Here is a 19,267-nt window from a genome sequence, read left to right as displayed (position 1 = left end):
ATTCCGGAAAGTCCAGTCCCAAATTTATTTTTCAAAGATCAACTGGAAATTTTGAAGGCGGCCGCCAGTCCCCTAGGGGACTGGAAGTAAACTCAAAACTGCCTTCAAGAAATACTATATGAGGAGGAGATGAATATGATGGAAAGGCCGCTGGAAGGGGAGTACGGCGCGCATTTCGAGCCTTATGTTCGAATCGTGCCGGATGGCAACATTATCGAGTTGTTGGCCGCGCAAGCGGGGGAGACGGAAAGCTTGATCGCCTCTCTCTCGGCAACGCAAGCGGAACACCGGTATGCGCCGGGGAAATGGAGTGTGAAAGAGATGATCGGTCATATGACCGATACGGAGCGCATTATGGCCTACCGGCTGCTTCGGATTGCAAGAGGGGACCGGACGCCGCTTGCGGGTTTCGACGAGAATGAATATGTGAAGGGCGCGTCTTTCTCGTTGCGAAGTCCGGCCGAATTATCGGAAGATTATGCGGCGGTTCGCCGTTCGACGTTAACTTTGCTTCGCGGATTGACCGAGGAGGCGTGGCTGCGAACCGGAGTTGCCAACAATAGCGAGCTTACCGTCAGAGCCCTCGCTTACATTATTGCCGGGCATGAGCTTCATCATTTGAATATATTGAGAGAACGGTATTTGGCTTAGTTGGTCCAAAGCGGCGAATTGCGGAGTACATTGCGGTAGCAAATGAATAAAGTTAGGGCTGCCTGCAAGTCGTCTGATCGACTCGCGGCAGCCCTTACGAATTTAATCGGAATGCAATGTTTCCATATATTGCGTCAATTGACGCCGGACTTCCTCCGTCGTCGCCTCTTGCAGCAAACGGTCGGCCAACGCTCGGCATTCGCCGCTGTCGAGCCGCGAGAGCGTCCGCTTGATCTTGACGATCGAGCCTGCGTCCATGCTCCATTCGTCGAGTCCGAGTCCGAGCAGGAGCGGGGCGGCGAGCGGGTCGCCGGCCATGCCGCCGCACATGCCGGCCCATTTGCCTTCGCGATGGGCGGCTTCGATGACACGCCGGATCAACTGAAGAACGGCGGGGTGGAAATAATCGTATAGATACGCGACCTTCTCGTTCATCCGGTCGACCGCGAGCGTATATTGAACGAGGTCGTTCGTACCGATGCTGAAAAAGTCGACCTCTTTGGCGAACGCGTCGGCCAGAAGGGCGGCCGAAGGAATTTCAATCATGATGCCGAGCTCGACGGAGTCGGATACCGGTATATTCTCCTGCGCCAATTGCGCTCTTGCCTCGTCGTAAACGGCTTTCGCCTGCCGCCATTCCTCCAGGCTCGAAATCATCGGAAACATAATTTTGACGTTGCCGTAGCGGCTGGAGCGCAGAATGGCCCGCAGTTGGGCGAGCAGCAGCTCCCGGCGGTCGAGTCCGATTCTTATGGCGCGATAGCCGAGGAAAGGATTCGCTTCCTTCGGCAAAGCCAAGTAAGGAAGCTCTTTGTCCCCGCCGATATCGAGCGTCCGAACGACGACCGGACGGCCTTCCATACGCTCGGCGACTTCCCGGTAGGCGGCGAATTGTTCGTCTTCGTCCGGCATCCGGTTGGCGTTCATATACAGAAACTCGGTCCGGTACAATCCGACGCCGTCGGCATGATGCTCCGCCGCGGCCGCGGCTTCTTGCGGCGTGCCGATATTGGCGGCCGTCTCGATGCGGACGCCATCCTTCGTCTTGGCGGGCAACAGACGGAATTGCTCCAGCGACTTCTGTTCCTCCTGCTCGCTTTGCATGCGCCGGCGGTATTCCTCAATCGTTTCCGGTTCTGGGGCGCGAATGCAGAGGCCTTGGCTGCCGTCGACGATCAGAAGTTCGCCGCCCGCAATATCGCTCACTTCGTCTCCCGCGCCGACTACGGCTGCAATGCCGAGCGACCGGGCCAGAATGGACGTATGCGACGTCTTGCCCCCGAGGCGGGTGACGAGCGCCTGTACGTAGCGCTTGTCGAGTTGGACCGTATCGGACGGCGCCAAATCGTCGGCAATGACGATTGCTTCTTCGCGCAAATCGGCAAGGCTGATCCGTTCCCGTCCTTCAAGACGCGTAAGCAGCCTTTTGCTTACATCCCGGATGTCGGCGGCCCGTTCCCGCATATATTCGTTGTCCATCTGCTCGAACCGTTCGGCGAAATGTTCCGAGACGGTGCGAACCGCATGTTCGGCACTGAAGTTTTGTTCCCGAACCTTCTTTTCAATTTGCGGATAGAAGGCCGGGTCGGACAGCATCCGCGCTTGACCGACGAGGATGCCGGCTTGCTTCTCGCCAAGCGTTTGCTTCGCTTGCTCCGCCAGCTTGGCCAAATCCGCTTCGCTGCGTTGTTTCGCTTCGCTAAGCCGCGCAAGCTCCGCTTCCGTCTCGCCGGGTTCGACGATTTCGCGGACGGCCCGCTCCGCCGCATCGGCGAATACGAACGCTTTGGCGATACGAATGCCGTCCGATACGCCGATGCCGTGAATATGCCGTTCCGCCATTAGTCTTCACCGAACTTGCTTTCGACGAGCTGCGCCAGGCTGTCCACCGCTTCCTGCTGATCCGGGCCTTCCGCTTCGATCGTAATCGACGACCCTTTGACCAGCCCGAGCGTCATTAATTCCAGCATGCTTTTGGCGTCCGCCGCGTCTCCGTTCTCGTTTTTGACTTGAATCTTGGACGCAAATTCATTGGCTTTATCAACGAAAAGTTGCGCAGGGCGGACATGAAATCCTTGTTCGTTCTGTATCGTAAGTTGTCTAGCCGTCATGGTTTATTTCCTCCTATCGGTAACACTGTCTCTGTTTGTTTGAGTTCAAAAAGGGGGCTTTTCGAACAATCTCTATAACTTGTCAGGAAAGAAGAGGGATTCTTTCCCGGTAACGTTCGATGAGCGCGTTGTTGTGGTCGTCGGCGCCGTCGATGTTGCCGCTCAGGAAGACGGGAGGGTGAAAGTCCCGTTCGATCATGATCTCGATCGCCTGGGCCAGGATGGCGTTCAGAATCGCCGCTCCGATCACCGTCGACGTCGGCGTGAACGGAACGGGCGAACCCGGATGGGTCAGCACCGCGTCTCCCTTGACCGCGTAATTGTTAATCGCCAAGTCGACGGAATTGTACAGATGCTTGCCGCTTGCGTGGCGGGAAGGCTGGCTTTGCGAATATTCCATCGACGTAATGCCGATCGTGAATGCGCCTTTTTGTTTGGCGATGAGGGCGGCGTCGATCGGAACCGGATTCCGCCCGGAAGTGGACAGTACGAACATGACCTCTCCAGGCCGAATATCCTGGCCGTTCATGAACTCTTCGGCCAGGCCGTTCTGCCGTTCCAGTTCCGAGGACCGGACTGCGCCTTCGTGCAGCATCAATTTCTCTACGAAGATCGGATGGATCGGCACCAATCCGCCTGCCCGATAAAATACTTCTTCCGTCAAGATATGGGAATGGCCGCATCCGAACAGATGCACGACGCCGCCGTTCATAATCGCTTCGGCCGTCTTCCCGGCCGCTTGGCGAATTGCGTCGGCCTCTCTGTTCTCGACTTGGTCAAGCATTTGTCTTAGATGTTGAAAATAGGTATGAAGCATTTCTATCACAGCTCCTTGCCGGTTGTTAGCCGCTTTTTGGCTTCGTTGACGATGGCGGCCATCGTCTTTAGTGACGCTTCGACGATATGCTCGCCCTTTTCTTTCGTGGCCAGCGTCGCGTCTCCGAGCACGGCCGTGGATGTGAACTCTTCCCACGGAGTCGGGGTGCAGTCGGCCTCGATCCCGATATTCGGCGGATCGCTGATCGCTTTGGACATATCTACGTATTCTTCGGCCAAATAGAGCATGTAGGAAGTTTCAAGCTCGCATGCATGAAAGTATGAGGCGTGGGAAGAAGGCGTTTCCCTTACTTGTTCGATCGCTTGCTTCGAACCGGGATAGAAAAAATAGTATACTTTCAAATCCGGGCAATCCCGGTACAGCAAGCGGGCGGCCTCCTTAAGAGCGACCGCGTTGCCGAGATGGCCGTTCAGCATGACGAAGATGCGGAATCCTTGGCGGTCGAGGCTTTCCCCGATGTCGTACAACATTTGAATAAGCGCGTCGTTAGAGACGTTGATGCTGCCGGGGAAGTTCTGCAAGCTCCATACTTGTCCATAGGGAAGAGTAGGGAGGACGAAGCTGTCCGTCCGTTCCGCCAGCCGCCGGGCGAGCCGTTCGGCCAGAACGTTGTCCGTGCCGAGCGGGAGATGGGGGCCATGGGCCTCGACCGCCCCAATCGGCAAGATGGCGCATGCGGTCCGCTCGATTTTGCTTGCCACTTCGAAGGCGTTCTCGTCTTGATAGATCATTTGCCGCGCCTCCTTTACCGTTTAAAAGCGAAACAGTTCGCAGGATTCTTCACGAAAAATTTCTCTACAAGCTTCTGTCCGTCGAATCCCGCCCGGTTCGCCTCGTCGATAAAACGCGGAACCCATTTGGCGATAATATATTCCAATCCGAGGCCGTGTTCGTAATGCTTGTAATACGTTTTGCGAGCCGTGTCCCCGCTGATCAAGATTTGATCCTCGTATCCTTTCCGCACGAGCTCGAGAATGAGATGAATGCGTGTGCTTTCGGGAGCGTACTTGATTTTGGCGATTCCGTCGAAGGAAAGGTACGCGCCCGTCTTCGCGAGCTGTTCATGGTAATACGGATCCGGATTGCGGTCCATATGGCCGAGACTCAGGAAGCTTAAATCGATATTTTCGCTTCGCAGCAGCTCGATTTGTTCCAATGCCATCGTACCCACTTCGGTATGGGAGTGGATCGGCGCTTTCGTTTCGTGGTGAGCGCGGGCGACGGCACGCAGCGTTTTTTCCTCCAGCGGCGTAATCCGGTTGTATCCCGTGCCGAACTTGACTTGTCCCGCTTTAAACGGAGTGCCTTCCAAGCCTTCCTCGACTTCTCGGATGACGAATTCGGCAAGCTCGTTGACGCTTTTCGCCTCGATCCATTCATAATACGTTTTATAATTGCCGATCAACGGCTTGAGTTCGTCCTTCACTGCGGCGTCCCACAGAAAACTTTTGTTGAAACCGGCCGTGCCTACAATACGGACGCCGGTTTCTTTCATGATGTTATGGACCGCCGGCACATCGCGGCCGTAATCGATGGCCGTAGCGTCCACGATTGCCTGTCCGCCGTGCCGCTTGAAATCAAGCACGTCAAGTTTGGATTTCTCCGGATCGTCGAGCAGCATGTCGTCTTCGTTGCGCTCCGCCCAGTGGGCCGGCCGGCATACGATATGCTCGTGGGAATAAGTGAAACCCAACTGATCTTTCGAAATATCTGCGTCCAAAGTTCGAATAAAACTCATCCTATTGTACCTCCAATTCGTTGATGTGAAATCATGCCGTACGATCGATTAGAACAGCAGTTGCGCCAGGAAGCGAATGATCGGTCCCAATATGAACATATCGGAGTCCGCGGCCCACATCGCCGTATCCGGCACAGTCGACGAGAGGAGGAAGCGAACCATGACGAACTGTCCCCAAGCGACGACCGTAGCCGTTATGAATCCCCCCATCAATGCGCCGCGCACCCCTCCGGTAGCGTTGCCGAATACGCCGGCCGTCGCCCCGTGGAAGAAGAGCACGATCATTGTCGGTACGAAAATGTAGGCCACCGTGTTGCCGAGTACGACGAGCCAAATCAACGCGCCGACGAACGCTCCGATAAAGCCGAGGATGACCGCGTTCGGAGCATATGGATACGTGACGGGGGAGTCGAGAGCCGGTTTCGCGCCGGGAACGATTTTGGTCGCGATCCCGTTGAATGCCGGTACCAGTTCCCCGATGAACATCCGCACGCCCATCAGCACGATCGCGATGCCCCCGGCGAACGTCAAGGATTGAATGATGGAGTACACAATGAAGTTTTGATCTCCCGCCAGCGCGATCAATTGCTGGGCGCCGGGCGTCCCTTTCATGACGATGACGATCGAGCCCACCAGGAACAATACGCCCATGCTAAGCGCCGTAATGACGTTGGAGTCGCGGAGAAATTCAAGCCCTTTCGGCACTTTGATTTTTTCGGAATCGTTGTTTTTGTTGCCGAACCATTTGCCAAGCAACGCTGCGAGCAGTGCGACCGATGCGGAAGTATGACCGAGTGCGATATTGTCGTTCCCGGTAATTTTGCGCATAAACGGCTGCGTTAAAGCAGGCTGGAGCGTCCAGTACAATCCGAGGATGATGGCAAGGAATAGAACGAGCTTCCAAAGGGAAACGTCCCCGGCCGTATGAACGACGATTCCTGCAAAGATCGTGGCCGTCCAGAACATCATGTGGCCGGTCAAATAAATAAACTTGAATTTCGTAAAGCGGGCAAGCAGCACGTTGATGAGAAAGCCGACCAACATGGCGAGCGTAACGGCGCTGCCGAATTTGGCGTTAAACGCGTCTTGGCCGAGAAATTGCCCTAAAGACTCGGCCTCGAGCCCAAATACTTCTTTCCACATCGGTTCGAATACGTTCAGCGCATTGACGATGACGCCGGAGCCGGCCCCGATGATGAGAAATCCGATGACCGCCTTGAACGTTCCGCTAACAATCTGGCTGGTCGTCTTCTTTTGCAAAACCAATCCCGCTAAAACGATAAATCCGAGCAGGATTGCCGGCGTTCCGAAAATATTCGTGGCTATCCAAAAAATAACGTCCATTGGACACTCCTCCTACGTAGGCTTTTACAAAACTTCTTTCAATTTTTCTTTAATTTCGTTCAGGTCGAAATAATTGTTGACGATGACGATTTTGGCATCATGGCCTTGCAAGCTTTGCGCAAGCTCGCTGTTGGTTACGATATAGTCGGCCGACATGCTCGATGCGGTGGAAACGTCCGTATGCTCTACGTCTGCCTGGATTCCTTGCTCTTTTAACACGCTCTCCACATTCATTCGTAAAATGAGACTTGTACCTTGACCTAATCCGCATACGCATAAAATTTTCATATTTATTACCTCCATTTTTTGTTTGTCAGTTATTTTTCGTTATGGCAAATCGGGGTGAGACGTTATTTCGCTTCCGCCTTGGCGAGCAACGCTTCGACTTCGCCGGCCGTTTGAGCTTGACGCATCGCGGTTACATTGGCCGGATCGTTCAACAATGTCGTCAATCGCCGCAACAAAGCGATATGATCCGAACTGCTCGACGAACCGAGCGCGAATACGAGCTCGACCGGATCGTTCGCAGGATGGCCGAATCGGACCGGCTGTTTGAGACGGACGAATGAAACGGACGCTTCGCGCACTCCGTCTTCGGCCTTCGCGTGAGGCAAAGCGATATGGGGAGCGAGCACGAAATAGGGCCCTTTGTCCCGATAGGATTCCAGCATCGCTTCGATATAGCTCCGTTCGGCCGCGCCGCCGTCAACGAGAAGCTGTCCGGCCGCGCGAATGGCGTCTTCGGCGCTATTCGCCTCGATATCGAGCGCAATCAGGCTTTTTTCTAAAAAACGCATGGTAAAATCCTCCTTAGTGTGTCCTATGAAGTAGTGGAATATTGACGGATCATTCGAAAGATTTCCGACTCGTCGGCTGCATTCGCCAGTCGATCGCGGTTCTTGTCCTCCCTGAGCATGGCCGTCAATTGGGACAGCGCTTTGAGATGCGTTTCCCCGTCCGAGCTAGCCAAGACGAACAGCAGGCAAACGCGATGTTTCGGATCGCTGCCGAAAGCGACGCCCCGCCGGATGCAAAGCAGCGCCATGGAAACGCGGACGACGCCGTCCTCGGGCCTGGCATGCGCGATCGCGACGCCGGGCGCAACGACGATATAAGGGCCGCGTTCCTCGATTTTGCCGATCATGGCTTGGACATATGGGCGAATAATGCATCCCTCGTTCAGTAAAGGTTCGGCGGCGAGCCGGATTGCGGAGCGCCAATCTTCCGCTTTGTCGACCGCGGCGATCCGGGATAGGGGCAGCAAATCTTGCAACGCCGGTTTGCGGTCTTCCGGCGTTTGGGTGCGCGCTGCCGTTAAATAGCGTTGGATATCTTCGTGCAAATCGTTTTCATCGCCTATGGTCGCGTGTTTTTTGACGATGTCGACGATGGTCTGCGCCGATGGGCCGGGCATTGCGTTTCCGCCGTCCAGATAAGGATGTACTTGATTGAGCAAATGCGCTTTCTCCGTATCGCTCAAAATGGCGTTGACGATAAAGACGGGAGCGTTCGCGCCGGTTAACGGCACGGTAGAAAAAATAAAATCGACCGGTTTGTCGAACGCTTCATAGTCCCGCAAAGAAAGAATCGCTTCGATATCGACGGCAGGGAACAATTGCTCCAACTGAATTTTCAATATCCGCGAAGCGGACACGCCGTTTACGCATACGATTGCCGCCGATTTGCGCGGTGCCGGCTCGGTTTGTTCCCTGCGCAGCCAGCCGCCGAAATGCATGGACAAATAAGCGATCTCATGCTCGTCAATAGGCTTGTGGAGCAGTTCCTGGAGCGGGTGCACCGATTTTTTGGTCAATTCGAATATTTCCCGGTATTTGTCTTTCATCGTGTCCGTCAAAGGGTTTTCCTTGGCAAGGCCGTATTTGATCCGGTAATAAGCCGATTTCACATGAAGAAACAGCTGTTTCTCCAACGCTTCGCGTTGTTGGAAATAAACGCATCCGAGCCGCTCGAACGTATCGATCATTCGGCCGGTCGCCTTGCGCAGCCGCATCGTTTCGAGATCGTCCGATTCGTCTTCCATCTTATTGACTTTGGCAGCCAATAGATGAACGGTAATATAACAAGCCTCATCCTCCGGCAATTGGATCTCGAACAATTCGCCAAGCTTTTGCGAAATATCGAGCGCCGCTTTGAATTGCGGAGTCGCTTGCAAAGCTTCTCTCTCGTCCCGGTCCATCGAGACGGTTTTCCCTTGAATAATCCGGTTCGTGTAGAAAATTAACCGAACGGCCAACTCGACGATCGTCTCGTCAGTCAATTCCATGCCGATCGTTCTTTCGCCGGAAGCGATAATGTCGTAAACGGCGGACAATTGCTCTTCCCGGAAAGAGGGGATATGGGATTTATACAGATTGGCGTTGACCAACCCTTGGACTTGCGAGACGAAGTCTTTCCAACTGATATGGGACAGCAGTTCGGACAGAAAATGGGAGAGGGCCGTTCGTTGATCTTTCTCGTTTCCCTGCACCGTATATCCTTGCTTGCGCTGAAACTTGACATGCAGTCCGAATCCGGCCAACTCTTCCCGCAGCGCTTTGAGCTCGGAATGAGCGGTCCCCCGGCTGACTTGCAGCAGTTGTTCCATATCGTGGAGGAACATCGGTTTCGCCCGGCTAATAAGATGCAAGCCTAGCCAAGCTTTCCGTTCGTTGCGCGACAAGTAATAATGATTCGGCTGAATCTCTTTCGCTTTGCCGGGAAGCTGCTTGCGCGATTTTTCGGGAAGGAGAAACCCTGTCCCGCGGACGTATTCGACGGGAGGGAGACGATTGTCCCGCAGCCAGTCGTTAATTTTACTCATATCGTAATAGACGGTCCGTTTGGAAATATGAAAGGCATTCATCAATTCTTGCACCGGAACGTAATCCTCCGTCTCTTGCAACAACGCGAGCATCGAAGTGCTTCGTTCATCAAGAATATTCCTCCAACCCCTTCCAATAGGATTTACCTTTCCTGTAAGTCATTATACTTAACGGCATTTGGCTAAAGACAGTGCAATCATTGTACGTTCTAGTTTGCAAAATTATACGGTTTCGCATTCGGCGGGCGGAAACTTTTTTGGATTCGGACAAGATGCGGGAAGGAGGAGATCCGGTCGGTTCGCAGAATGTAATACTGTTCATTCTTTTTTAATGCTTGGAGGGATAGCAATTGAAGCTGGATCGGCTGTTGGCGATTACGATGGCATTGTTAAATCAGAGAAGAGTAACCGCTGCGGAACTCTCCGAGCGCTTTGAAGTATCGCTCCGAACGATATACAGGGATATGGAGGCGATCAATCAAGCGGGCATTCCCGTCGTATCGTTTCCCGGTTCGGACGGCGGTTACGAGATTATGGAGGGCTATCGGCTGGATAAACAATACTTGACGCTTGAAGATTTCGTATTCATCTGCACGGCGCTGCGGGGATTTCAATCGGCCACGGACAATCAAGACATTGCCGGCTTGCTGGAACGAATCGGATCGCTCGTCCCCGGCCGTTCCGTACAGGAGGAAAGCTCCAACCTCCATTTGAATTATGCGCCGACGCCGAACGAGAAGGAGAAGATCGGACCGCTCAACGCCGCGATTCGGGAATCGCGGCTCGCGGCATTCGAATATTGGGATGTTTACGGCTCGGAAACGAAACGAACGATCGAGCCGATGGGGCTATATTTGAAAGGTTATGCGTGGTATGTATGGGGTTATTGCCGGATCCGCTCCGATTTCCGGATATTCCGGCTGTCCCGTATCAGCCGGCTGCAAACGTTGCCGGACACGTTCGTTCGCCGCGCGATGACGTTGGAGCAATTGGAAACGAGACGGGATTCCGAGGAAAGACCCGTTCCGTTCCCGGCCGTCCTTCGTTTTCATCCGGCGGTGAAGACGAGAGTAAGGGACGAATTCGAAGCCGGACGAATCGAAGCGAAACCGGACGGCTTCATGCATGTAACGAATTCATATTATTCGAAGGGGCATGCGATTCGGCATATCCTCAGCTATAGCTCAAACGTCCAGGTGCTGTCCCCGCCGGAATTGATCGAAGAGTTGCGGCGGCATCTGGCGAAGATCGCGCAGCTCTATCCATAACAACGGCTGCGTTTTAGAAGCTTTTGAAAATATCAAAAAAGCAAATAGGCGAAGGAATGAGCTTGGTATCTCGATTTGGCCGAGGCGCGGTCTAGATACCAAGCTCAGAACGCTCGTCGATTCAGAAGCCTTGCTTGGCGGCATAATTGCCCCAATGGGGCCGTCTGCCGTCGATATCCGATATGCCGTATTCATCGGAAAGGCCCCAGCTTGTCAACACGGAGCCGGATTTCTCGAACAACCGCGAATCGGCGGCGAGGGCGGCAATGCCGCGCCCGATAAAGTACGGCGTTTCCGATTCGCTGAAATGCGGGTCTTTGGCGACGGCATCGCGCCAATTGGCCTCTGCCACGCCGAAATGGTCCAGCATCGCTTCGGAGCGGAGAAAGCCCGGCGTGACGGCCACCGCCGCAACTTGATGCGGGCGAAGCTCCGCGGCCATCGCCTCCGCGAGGTGGATCGCCGATACTTTGGCAAGGCTGTAATATAAATTGCCGCGATAACGGTAATCGGAGCCGTCCGTAATTTCAATGATGAGCCCTTCGCGCCGGGCAACCATGTACGGCGCTCCGTAATAGCTGGTAATCATGTGCGATTGGACGGCCGTTTTTTGCATGGACAATCCGCCCGCAAGCGAATGTTGCCAGAAAGGCGTATCCCATTCCGTGAGCGGATCTCCGCCCCAAATGTCGTTGACCAATATGTCAAGCCTTCCGTCTTGCTGTTCCGCAACTTGCCGGAAGAAAGCTTTCACCTCTTCTTCCGAAGTATGGTCCACCCGCATCGGTATGCCGATGCCGCCGCGCGCCGTCACCATTTCCGCCGTTTCCTCTATCGTTTCTTTGCGGCCCATGCTTGACGGATTGCCGCGCACGCTCCTTCCGGTACAGTAAACGGTGGCCCCTGCCTCGCCCAAACTAACGGCAATGCCGCGTCCGACTCCGCGTGTCGCCCCGGCTACCACCGCTATTTTTCCCTGTAACGGTTTCATCCATCGATCGCTCCTTCAACGTATGTTTTTGATTACATCTTCATTGTACCGATCATATATGACAACAATCGTCATATATGCAAACATTTCCGAACGGCCGGATTGCGGCATAGGTTCTTCATATTGGCAAGCGCCGGCTGTCGGTGGTATGATCATTTTGGATATGATGCTAAAAAGTTGAATAACAATGCACTTCATGGGGAGGAAGAAAATTGAAGAAAGCGATATTGTCTTACGCGCTCGTATTGTCGCTATGTTTTGCTTATGCGGGAACGGCTGCGGCAGAAGCGCCGGCCAAGTTCGAACCTGCCGCTTCGGCCGAAGCGGATATGCTGTATCCGATATGGAAGGACGGAAAATACGGCTTTATAAACGGGGAGGGCGAGACGATCATAGAACCGGTGTATGACGGGTACGGCCAAGAGCCGGGGAATCCTCCGTACGTCGTCGACAAGGCCGGGGGCAAACAAATCTACTATGATGCAAACGGCAGCCGCCTCTTCGATTGCCCGATCAATCGCTGCAGTTATTGGTCGGACGGCATGGTCTTATTCGGGGAGCAAATCGAGTTAGAGAACGGCAAGAATGCGGTAAGATACGGTTATTTGAACGAGAAAGGCGAACGCGTCATTCAACCGGTTTATCATGTCGCCTCGCATTTCAAGGAAGGTATGGCCCGGGTCAATATGGGCAAAGCGAGCGGCTATATCGACAAAACCGGCAAGCTCGTTATTCCATACCGATTCAGCAGCACCTCCGATTTCTCGGAAGGGTTGGCCGCCGTCAAATTGGCTGTGGACGGCTTGTACGGGTATATCGATAAGACGGGCAAGCTCGCCATTCCCGCCCGTTTCGCCGATGCGGCGCCGTTCTCCGACGGCGCGGCGCGCGTATACGTCAACGGCAAATACGGATATATCGACCGGGAAGGAAAATATATTCTCAAACCGCAATTCACTTCCGCCGGACCGTTCTCGGAAGGATTGGCCTTTGTGGAGCGGAACGGCAAATCGTTCTATATTAACAAAAAAGGCGAGAAGGTCATCGCGAGCGCGAACGTGCTTGCTGGTGGGACATTCGTCCACGGTTTAGCGCCGGCAAGCCCAGGGCAGAAATACGGATTCATCGATAAAACCGGCAAGTACGTCGTCAAGCCTTCGCTGGAATGGGCGGATTCGTTCCGCGGCAAACTGGCCAAAGTGTATGTAAGAACGAAGGAAACGAGACCAAGTTATGACGACTGGTATATCGAGGGATATATCAATACGCGCGGCAAGCTTGTATGGATGTCGGAATAGGTCTGTTGAACGAAATAGGGCGACTATTGGAATTTCCAATAGATCGCCCCTTTTTTTATTGTTGAAAACGACATTGATGTCGTTTATAATGGAATTGCGTATAAAAACGACATTAGTGTATATTTTGTAATTGTTAACGAAAGGAGTTGAGACCGGTGTCGCCGAAAGTAAGCGAAAAATATAAGCAGGAGAAGAAAACGGAATTGCTGCAAGCCGCGCTCAAAGTGTTTATCCGGAAAGGATATACGCATGCCTCGATGCAGGACATTATGGACGAAGCAGGCGTATCGCGCGGGGCGCTGTATGCCTATTTCGACAATATCGAGCATGTCTTTATGGAAGTGCTTCAATTTGAGGACCGGAGAGTGCTCCAATTTTTCGAACCGGACGAGCATTCTCCGTTATGGAATCAATTAACCGAGTGGGTAAGGAAGCAACAGCAGCTCATTGCATCGATTCATCACTCGCTTTTGCGCGCCAGGGCGGAATTTTTCCTGTCGTCGGCTTATTTGCTGAACAAGGAACATTTTCCTTATATTGCGCAGCGATATCGAAGCTTGGCGGAGGCCATCGGACGATTCGTCCGGTTGGGGGCGGAACGGGGCGAGTTTCAGCCGCGCATGCAGCCGGAATCGATCGCGCTGTATTTCATTTCTTGCATCGACGGATTAATGCTGGATACGTACCAATTAGGTCCGGAGCGCACCAAAGTAAGCGAGCAGCTCGAGGTTTTGGAGTTTTCTTTGAAGGAATTGCTGTGTCCGAACGCGGACGATAAATGATAGATAAGAAAGGGAGAGCGCAGTGTTGTTCGAAACGGATAGAATCAAGTTTAGAAAAATGACGGCGGAAGATGCGGAGCTATATCATTCTTGGAGAAACGATATGGAAGTGATGCAGACAACCAGTCCTTTGCTGGATATGCATACGCTTGAAACGACGAGAGATTTTGTCAATCATGTCATTCTCGGATCGGATTCGGCCAAAAGCTATATGATCGTGGACAAAGCGTCGGGCGCGCCGATCGGCGTGACGTCGCTCACCCATATCGATTATAAAAATCGGAATGCCGAATGCATTCTCGATATCGGAGCGAAAAGGCATTGGGGAAAAGGATACGGCACGGAGGCGCTGCGGCTGCTGCTGGACTACGCGTTTCTTGAAATGAATTTGCACCGCGTTTCCTTGTGCGTCTTTTCGTTTAATGAGAGGGCGGTCAAGTTATATGAGAAGATCGGATTCAAACAGGAAGGAATCACCAGGCAAAGCCTGTTTCGGAACGGAGGCTGGCATGATCTGATTCATATGGGCATTCTTCAGACGGAGTATGCCAGGCAATAGTGTTTGCCGAACACGGCCCCGACTATGAAACGAACGTACCTGATGGGCAGGCGCATCAGGTTTTTTTCTTTGATTGCAATATAAAAACCTGGGGGACCCAGGCTTTTCTACGAATGATTTTATTTATTTTTTCGTTTCGACGATGGGGATATCTCTTTCTTCGAAGCGTTTTTCTTCATTAAAGTTAGATCGCGTTCGATTTGTTTCTCCTTGGCGGGGGATATTTGAACGGACTTGACCCGATCCATGGCGGACAGAGCCTTCGAATCGCTAACGATAAAAATTCGCGCTTGATCGCCTGCAATTTTCCGTATTTCCCGCACGACCATATTCATGTTGCTTTCCCGAACCCCTTTTGCCCCCACAGGATGGCCGGCCCCTTTGGCGCTTAAATGACCTTTCCCCAAATTGCCTGTGTTTAAACTCCATTTTGCCTTTTGAAGCTGCTTCTTCGGATCAGCGATATAAACGTCCTTATCATGTACCAGAACTTTCACATCCGTCATACCCGCCGCATGAAACATTGCTTCTATTGTCGAGGAATGACCGCTGTCGTAAAGTCCGGAGCTTTTGATTCGGCTGTCGATCACTTGGCCGCCTTTACCGCTAGATGATTTCCCTTTCCGGTTATCGCTCGCTTTTTTCGTTGTTTGTTTCTTTTTTTGCCCGGATTTCGCTTCCACTTTTTTGGTTGATTGGGCTTTCGGCTTCTCCTGCTTTTGCGCGCATCCGCTTAGCATCGTTGCGATACAAAGGGCCGTTATCGCAATCCTCATCCAAGTTTTGGCCAATGCAAATTCCTCCTTCTGCTTCGAAGTTTGAATATTGTTATGATGATCGTCCGGCGAATGTATTATTAAGGGGAATTATTAGGGAGCAAGAAAGTTAATGGAATTTTTTCGCTAGGGTACGGTAAAACGAGCGGAAACATTATTAAGAAAGTTTAAAGCTGCATGACGGACTTAACGCCGAACGATCCCGGATCGGGAAAGGCTAGTCGAATCAACTTTATCACTTGCATCAATGTTGTAGTATGAAATTGTCAAAATGAAAATTTCAGTTTCGTCTTACAAGGAGGAATGCAAGTGCAAGGGAATATCAGGATTCAAGGCGCAAGGGAAAATAATCTGAAAAACATTTCGCTCGAAATTCCGAAGCATAAGCTCGTCGTCGTGACAGGCCCGTCCGGCTCGGGCAAATCCACTCTGGCGATGGATACGCTGCAACGAGAATGCCAGCGGCAGTATATGGAGTCCATGGGCATGATCTCCGATTCGATCAGCAAGCCGAAAGTGGATTCCATCGAAGGGCTTTCGCCGTCCATCAGCGTCGGACAGCATGTGACGAACCGCAATCCGAGATCCACGATCGGCACGGTAACGGACATCTACACGCTGCTCAGAATTATGTTTGCCAAGCTGGGCGAACGTCCCTGCCCGGCTTGCGGTACGACGGTTGCGCCTGCGATCGCTGCCGAAGCCCCGGTGCGCGGAATCGCCGATGAAGAGTACGACGCGCTTGAGAAGGTTCATTGCCCCAATTGCGGGCACACGCTGGACAAATTGACGATGTCCCATTTTTCGTTCAATAAACCGGAGGGCGCCTGCGGGAGTTGCGACGGATTGGGGCATGTCGCCTCGCTCGACATGAACGCCGTATTCGACGAAGGACGAAGCTTGCGCGGAGGCGGCGTGCTGCCTTGGTACGATTTCCTTGTTGAATACAATTTGAGCATATTGAAAGCCGCCGCCAAACATTACGGTTTTGAATTCGACGGCGATTTGCCGATCAAGGAGTATAGCGCCGTCCAACGGGATTTGCTTTTGCATGGGGTAGAGAGCGAACAATTCTCCGGCCGTTTCCCGAATATAAAGCCTCCGAAAGGGGTGAATCAAGGGAAATTCGAAGGTATCGTAACGGGCATGTGGAGAAGGTACAGAGAGAAGGGCGGAGATTCGGGCGGATCGGAGTTTTTCCGCGCACAGATTTGTCCCGACTGCGAAGGGGCGAGGCTGAGGAAAGAAAGCCGTCTCGTTTCGGTCGGCGGCGCTTCGATATCCGAAGTAACTTCCTGGCCGATCGGCGATTCGCTGGCTTGGATGAAGTCGCAGCAGCAGTCGCTTCCGGAAGAGAGCCTGCAGCTTGTCGAGCCGATTTTGCACGATATGATCGTGAGAATGAAACGCATTGCCGATGTCGGGCTAGGCTATATGTCGCTCAATCGGCAGGTGGTGTCGCTGTCCGGCGGAGAGGCGCAGCGGCTGAGGCTGGCCTCGATATTGGGTTCGGGACTGACGGGCGTGCTGTATATTTTGGACGAGCCGACGTCGGGATTGCATCCGCGCGATACGCGGGGCTTGATTCAAGTCATGAAGCAACTGCGCGATTTGGGAAATACCGTGCTTGTGATCGAGCATGACGAAGAGGTGATGCGGGCGGCGGATCATATTATCGATATGGGTCCGGGAGCCGGCAGCTTCGGAGGTTATGTCGTAGGGCAAGGGCGGTTGGAAGATTTAATGAATCAGCCCGAATCGGTTACGGGCGCTTTTTTCAAAGATGCGAATCAACACCCGGCAGAACGGAGGCGAAGGCGGGGGATGGGGAAGTCGCTGACGATTCATGACGCGCATTTGCGAAATTTGAAACATATTACCGTTTCATTCCCGCTCGGTTGTCTCGTTTCCGTTACCGGCGTTTCCGGTTCGGGCAAGTCTACGCTGCTGTTCGATCTGCTGGCCTCTTCCGATCGGGAGCGGGGAAAGCCGGATGGCTGCGGCAGCGTCACCGGATGGGAGGAGGTCGGCAAGCTGATCACCGTCAACCAGTCGCCGCTAACGCGGATGCAACGATCGAATATTGCGACATATACCGAAGTATACACGATATTGCGAAATTGGTTCGCCGGATTGCCCGAAGCGAAGCGGAGCCAATTGACTTCGAAACATTTTTCGTTTAATACGGCGGGCGGCCGTTGCGAATCATGCCAAGGGCTTGGCGTCGTGTCGGTTCATATGCATTTTCTGCCGGAGTTGGAAGTACGTTGTCCCGCTTGCCGCGGCAGACGGTTCAAGGAAGAGGTGCTGCGAGTGAAATATCAAGGCTTCAGCATTTCGGATCTTTTGGATATGACCGTGCAAGAAAGCTTGCCCATCTTGGGCGATCACCCGAAAGCGGCCAATATGACGAAGCTGCTATGCGAAGTGGGGCTCGGATATTTGAAGTGGGGTCAATCGGTCAGTACGCTATCCGGCGGGGAAGGACAACGCATCAAGCTGGCAAAAGAATTGGGCAAGCCTTCCAAGCATCATACCTTATATTTGCTGGATGAGCCTTCGACCGGCTTGCATCCGAACGATGTCAAACCATTGCTCGTTCTGTTGGACCGCTTGGTCGACGCCGGCAATACGGTTATTCTCGTAGAGCATAACATCGATCTGATTCGCAGCTCGGATTGGGTCATCGATATCGGACCGGGCGGAGGAGACGCCGGCGGTTCGATCGTCGCCGAAGGCACGCCGGAAACGGTGGCTCGAATCGCAGCGTCGCATACCGGCCAATTCTTGAAAGAGAAGTTAGGGTAAGAGAGGGGGAGCCGTATGAATGATTCGACATGATCGATTCAATCGATTAATTTCAATACATTGCACAGGCGGTATAGATAGTGGATGCCCTTGATTTGAGCCTGATTTAAATCGTTCAAATATTTCAAAGAATCGCGGGCGATTCGCCTCGCTTGTTCGACATTATGGCCGTCCAGTTCCTCAATGACTTGCTTGATCACTTCGAGCGAATATACGGCCGCCCGCAACGTCCCTATAATGAGCACTTTGCGCACATGCGACCGGTTAAACTTTCGATAACCGTTGTCATTGTCCCGCGACACGTCGAGCAACCCCATCTTTTCCCAGTGCCGAATCGTGGTGCTGGGAATTTGCGTTTCTTTGGACACTTCCCCGATCGTCATCCATTTTCTTTTCTGTTTGGCATCCGCCTCGTCGAGCTCTATGGATCCCAAAATTTGCACCGTCTTCTCGGCAAGCAATTTATTATGGTGCAGGCGGGCTTGCTGTTCGTTTACGAGCCAGAACGCGTCTTCCGCTTCCTTGTTTTGAATTTTCATCATCGCGTTTTTGGTCACCTGCATGCCGAAACCGGCGTTCATGGCGCGGATGCATTCGAAATAAGCAAGATGTTCTTCCGTGTACAGCCGATAACCGTTCTTGGCGCGCTCAGGGGCCGGTACGATCCCCCATTCTTCGTAATGGCGCAAGGCGCTTGTGCTGATGTTGAGTTTGCGTGCGATATCGATCGGTCTGATGCTCAAGGCACACCTCCGAGAAGTTGTTACCAAAAATGTAATCAATCTTGCCGGCTATTGTCAACCTCACGATCGGGCGCTATCGCCTTTGCAGGAAATCCAAGACAGACGAATCGAAGACGTTCAAAGAAATGGGAAAAGCGCCTATCGGCTAGGCGCTTTAGGATTTCTTGCCAGCATTCAGTTCGTTGTCGCTGTCAATTGGGGATACTGCGGTTTGATGTCAAGACTAGGCGGTGAACTTATCAGTATTTGAAGCCGCAAATGCTACAAGCTACGATAACCAGAAGGATGAATAACACCAAAATCGTACCAGTGTTCGTGAAAGCTCCTCCAACGTATCCAGACAATGCACAGCACCTCCTTGATTTGTGTACTTTATGTTATGAGTGCGATTGGCCTGTTGATTGTGTGATTGTACCTATGCGAATGAACTAATATTGCAGATCTTCTCCGGCGGCATCGGTACGGTATGTAAAAACCCCCGACGGGGGCGGCTCGTACGGTATTGCGCCATCTTCCGTACGGAGCCGCTGTCCGGCGAG

General features: G+C 53.0%; 19 protein-coding genes. 6 read left to right on the top strand and 13 right to left on the bottom strand.

Translation table 11 applies throughout. The features are described from left to right. Positions 1–135 precede the first annotated feature (135 nt). Positions 136–651, top strand: coding sequence for a DinB family protein (locus KQI79_RS23080; protein WP_216540668.1), 516 nt, complete (start codon positions 136–138; stop codon positions 649–651). A gap of 102 nt (positions 652–753) precedes the next feature. Here KQI79_RS23080 and ptsP read toward each other — a convergent pair whose 3' ends face one another. From ptsP to KQI79_RS23035, 9 genes are all read right to left on the bottom strand, one after another. Further along, complete coding sequence (gene ptsP / locus KQI79_RS23075; protein ID WP_216540667.1) at positions 754–2,493, bottom strand: phosphoenolpyruvate--protein phosphotransferase; 1,740 nt, start codon at positions 2,491–2,493, stop codon at positions 754–756. Further along, a complete protein-coding gene (locus KQI79_RS23070; RefSeq protein WP_216540666.1) occupies positions 2,493–2,762 on the bottom strand; it encodes an HPr family phosphocarrier protein in 270 nt (89 codons plus the stop codon). Before KQI79_RS23070 ends, ptsP begins: the two co-directional genes overlap by 1 nt. Before the next feature lie 82 nt (positions 2,763–2,844). Next, on the bottom strand, positions 2,845–3,579 hold the full coding sequence (locus KQI79_RS23065; protein WP_216540665.1) for an SIS domain-containing protein: 735 nt from the start codon (positions 3,577–3,579) through the stop codon (positions 2,845–2,847). A 5-nt stretch (positions 3,580–3,584) separates the two neighbouring features. Beyond that, positions 3,585–4,331, bottom strand: coding sequence for a creatininase family protein (locus KQI79_RS23060; protein WP_216540664.1), 747 nt, complete (start codon positions 4,329–4,331; stop codon positions 3,585–3,587). Positions 4,332–4,345: 14 nt separating this feature from the next. Next, positions 4,346–5,338 (bottom strand): phosphotriesterase family protein, encoded by a 993-nt coding sequence (locus tag KQI79_RS23055; protein WP_216540663.1) that lies wholly within the window; start codon positions 5,336–5,338, stop codon positions 4,346–4,348. 48 nt (positions 5,339–5,386) lie between these two features. Then, a complete protein-coding gene (locus KQI79_RS23050) occupies positions 5,387–6,682 on the bottom strand; it encodes a PTS ascorbate transporter subunit IIC (protein WP_216540662.1) in 1,296 nt (431 codons plus the stop codon). 24 nt (positions 6,683–6,706) lie between these two features. Continuing rightward, positions 6,707–6,970: a PTS sugar transporter subunit IIB gene (locus KQI79_RS23045; RefSeq protein WP_216540661.1), complete on the bottom strand. Its 264-nt coding sequence runs from the start codon at positions 6,968–6,970 to the stop codon at positions 6,707–6,709. A 62-nt stretch (positions 6,971–7,032) separates the two neighbouring features. Continuing rightward, on the bottom strand, positions 7,033–7,479 hold the full coding sequence (locus tag KQI79_RS23040) for a PTS sugar transporter subunit IIA (protein ID WP_216540660.1): 447 nt from the start codon (positions 7,477–7,479) through the stop codon (positions 7,033–7,035). 23 nt (positions 7,480–7,502) lie between these two features. After that, positions 7,503–9,596: a BglG family transcription antiterminator gene (locus KQI79_RS23035; RefSeq protein ID WP_216540659.1), complete on the bottom strand. Its 2,094-nt coding sequence runs from the start codon at positions 9,594–9,596 to the stop codon at positions 7,503–7,505. Positions 9,597–9,853: 257 nt separating this feature from the next. Between KQI79_RS23035 and KQI79_RS23030 the strand changes: the two genes are divergently transcribed. Continuing rightward, positions 9,854–10,771, top strand: coding sequence for a helix-turn-helix transcriptional regulator (locus KQI79_RS23030; RefSeq protein ID WP_216540658.1), 918 nt, complete (start codon positions 9,854–9,856; stop codon positions 10,769–10,771). Between the two features lie 121 nt (positions 10,772–10,892). Here the strand turns inward: KQI79_RS23030 and KQI79_RS23025 are convergent, their stop codons facing one another. Further along, on the bottom strand, positions 10,893–11,762 hold the full coding sequence (locus tag KQI79_RS23025) for an SDR family oxidoreductase (RefSeq protein WP_216540657.1): 870 nt from the start codon (positions 11,760–11,762) through the stop codon (positions 10,893–10,895). 212 nt (positions 11,763–11,974) lie between these two features. Between KQI79_RS23025 and KQI79_RS23020 the strand changes: the two genes are divergently transcribed. The 3 genes from KQI79_RS23020 to KQI79_RS23010 all read left to right on the top strand — a co-directional run bounded on the left by KQI79_RS23020 (position 11,975) and on the right by KQI79_RS23010 (position 14,401). Next, on the top strand, positions 11,975–13,060 hold the full coding sequence (locus KQI79_RS23020; protein ID WP_216540656.1) for a WG repeat-containing protein: 1,086 nt from the start codon (positions 11,975–11,977) through the stop codon (positions 13,058–13,060). A 155-nt stretch (positions 13,061–13,215) separates the two neighbouring features. Further along, positions 13,216–13,842 carry a TetR/AcrR family transcriptional regulator gene (locus KQI79_RS23015; protein ID WP_216540655.1) on the top strand — a complete coding sequence of 209 codons (627 nt, stop codon included), beginning with the start codon at positions 13,216–13,218 and terminating at the stop codon, positions 13,840–13,842. Between the two features lie 22 nt (positions 13,843–13,864). Beyond that, the gene (locus KQI79_RS23010) at positions 13,865–14,401 is read left to right on the top strand and encodes a GNAT family N-acetyltransferase (protein ID WP_216540654.1); all 537 of its coding nucleotides are present in this window, start codon (positions 13,865–13,867) and stop codon (positions 14,399–14,401) included. A gap of 119 nt (positions 14,402–14,520) precedes the next feature. Here the strand turns inward: KQI79_RS23010 and KQI79_RS23005 are convergent, their stop codons facing one another. Continuing rightward, positions 14,521–15,192 (bottom strand): hypothetical protein, encoded by a 672-nt coding sequence (locus KQI79_RS23005; protein WP_216540653.1) that lies wholly within the window; start codon positions 15,190–15,192, stop codon positions 14,521–14,523. A 294-nt stretch (positions 15,193–15,486) separates the two neighbouring features. On the opposite strand from KQI79_RS23005, the gene uvrA reads away from it, so the two are divergent. Continuing rightward, positions 15,487–17,985, top strand: a complete 2,499-nt coding sequence (gene uvrA / locus KQI79_RS23000; protein ID WP_216540652.1) for an excinuclease ABC subunit UvrA — start codon at positions 15,487–15,489, stop codon at positions 17,983–17,985. 38 nt (positions 17,986–18,023) lie between these two features. On the opposite strand, the gene KQI79_RS22995 is transcribed toward uvrA, so the two are convergent. Both KQI79_RS22995 and KQI79_RS27815 read right to left on the bottom strand, forming a co-directional pair. Further along, entirely contained in the window at positions 18,024–18,728 is a 705-nt protein-coding gene (locus KQI79_RS22995) for a MerR family transcriptional regulator (RefSeq protein ID WP_216540651.1), read from the bottom strand. Between the two features lie 239 nt (positions 18,729–18,967). After that, complete coding sequence (locus KQI79_RS27815; RefSeq protein WP_230192848.1) at positions 18,968–19,072, bottom strand: YjcZ family sporulation protein; 105 nt, start codon at positions 19,070–19,072, stop codon at positions 18,968–18,970. Positions 19,073–19,267: the final 195 nt, after the last annotated feature.

This window comes from Paenibacillus sp. MSJ-34 (genome assembly GCF_018918005.1).
GTDB lineage: Bacteria > Bacillota > Bacilli > Paenibacillales > Paenibacillaceae > MSJ-34.
The sequence above is the reverse complement of the archived record's forward strand: the minus strand, read 5'-3'. Positions and strand labels throughout refer to the sequence as shown.

Coding starts and splice junctions, on each gene's coding strand:
- KQI79_RS23025 (WP_216540657.1), bottom strand. CDS start 11,762: ATGAAACCGTTACAGGGAAAAATAGCGGTGGTAGCCGGGGCGACACGC.
- ptsP (WP_216540667.1), bottom strand. CDS start 2,493: ATGGCGGAACGGCATATTCACGGCATCGGCGTATCGGACGGCATTCGT.
- KQI79_RS23070 (WP_216540666.1), bottom strand. CDS start 2,762: ATGACGGCTAGACAACTTACGATACAGAACGAACAAGGATTTCATGTC.
- KQI79_RS23050 (WP_216540662.1), bottom strand. CDS start 6,682: ATGGACGTTATTTTTTGGATAGCCACGAATATTTTCGGAACGCCGGCA.
- KQI79_RS23080 (WP_216540668.1), top strand. CDS start 136: ATGATGGAAAGGCCGCTGGAAGGGGAGTACGGCGCGCATTTCGAGCCT.
- KQI79_RS23045 (WP_216540661.1), bottom strand. CDS start 6,970: ATGAAAATTTTATGCGTATGCGGATTAGGTCAAGGTACAAGTCTCATT.
- KQI79_RS23060 (WP_216540664.1), bottom strand. CDS start 4,331: ATGATCTATCAAGACGAGAACGCCTTCGAAGTGGCAAGCAAAATCGAG.
- KQI79_RS23065 (WP_216540665.1), bottom strand. CDS start 3,579: ATGCTTCATACCTATTTTCAACATCTAAGACAAATGCTTGACCAAGTC.
- KQI79_RS23040 (WP_216540660.1), bottom strand. CDS start 7,479: ATGCGTTTTTTAGAAAAAAGCCTGATTGCGCTCGATATCGAGGCGAAT.
- KQI79_RS23055 (WP_216540663.1), bottom strand. CDS start 5,338: ATGAGTTTTATTCGAACTTTGGACGCAGATATTTCGAAAGATCAGTTG.
- KQI79_RS23035 (WP_216540659.1), bottom strand. CDS start 9,596: ATGCTCGCGTTGTTGCAAGAGACGGAGGATTACGTTCCGGTGCAAGAA.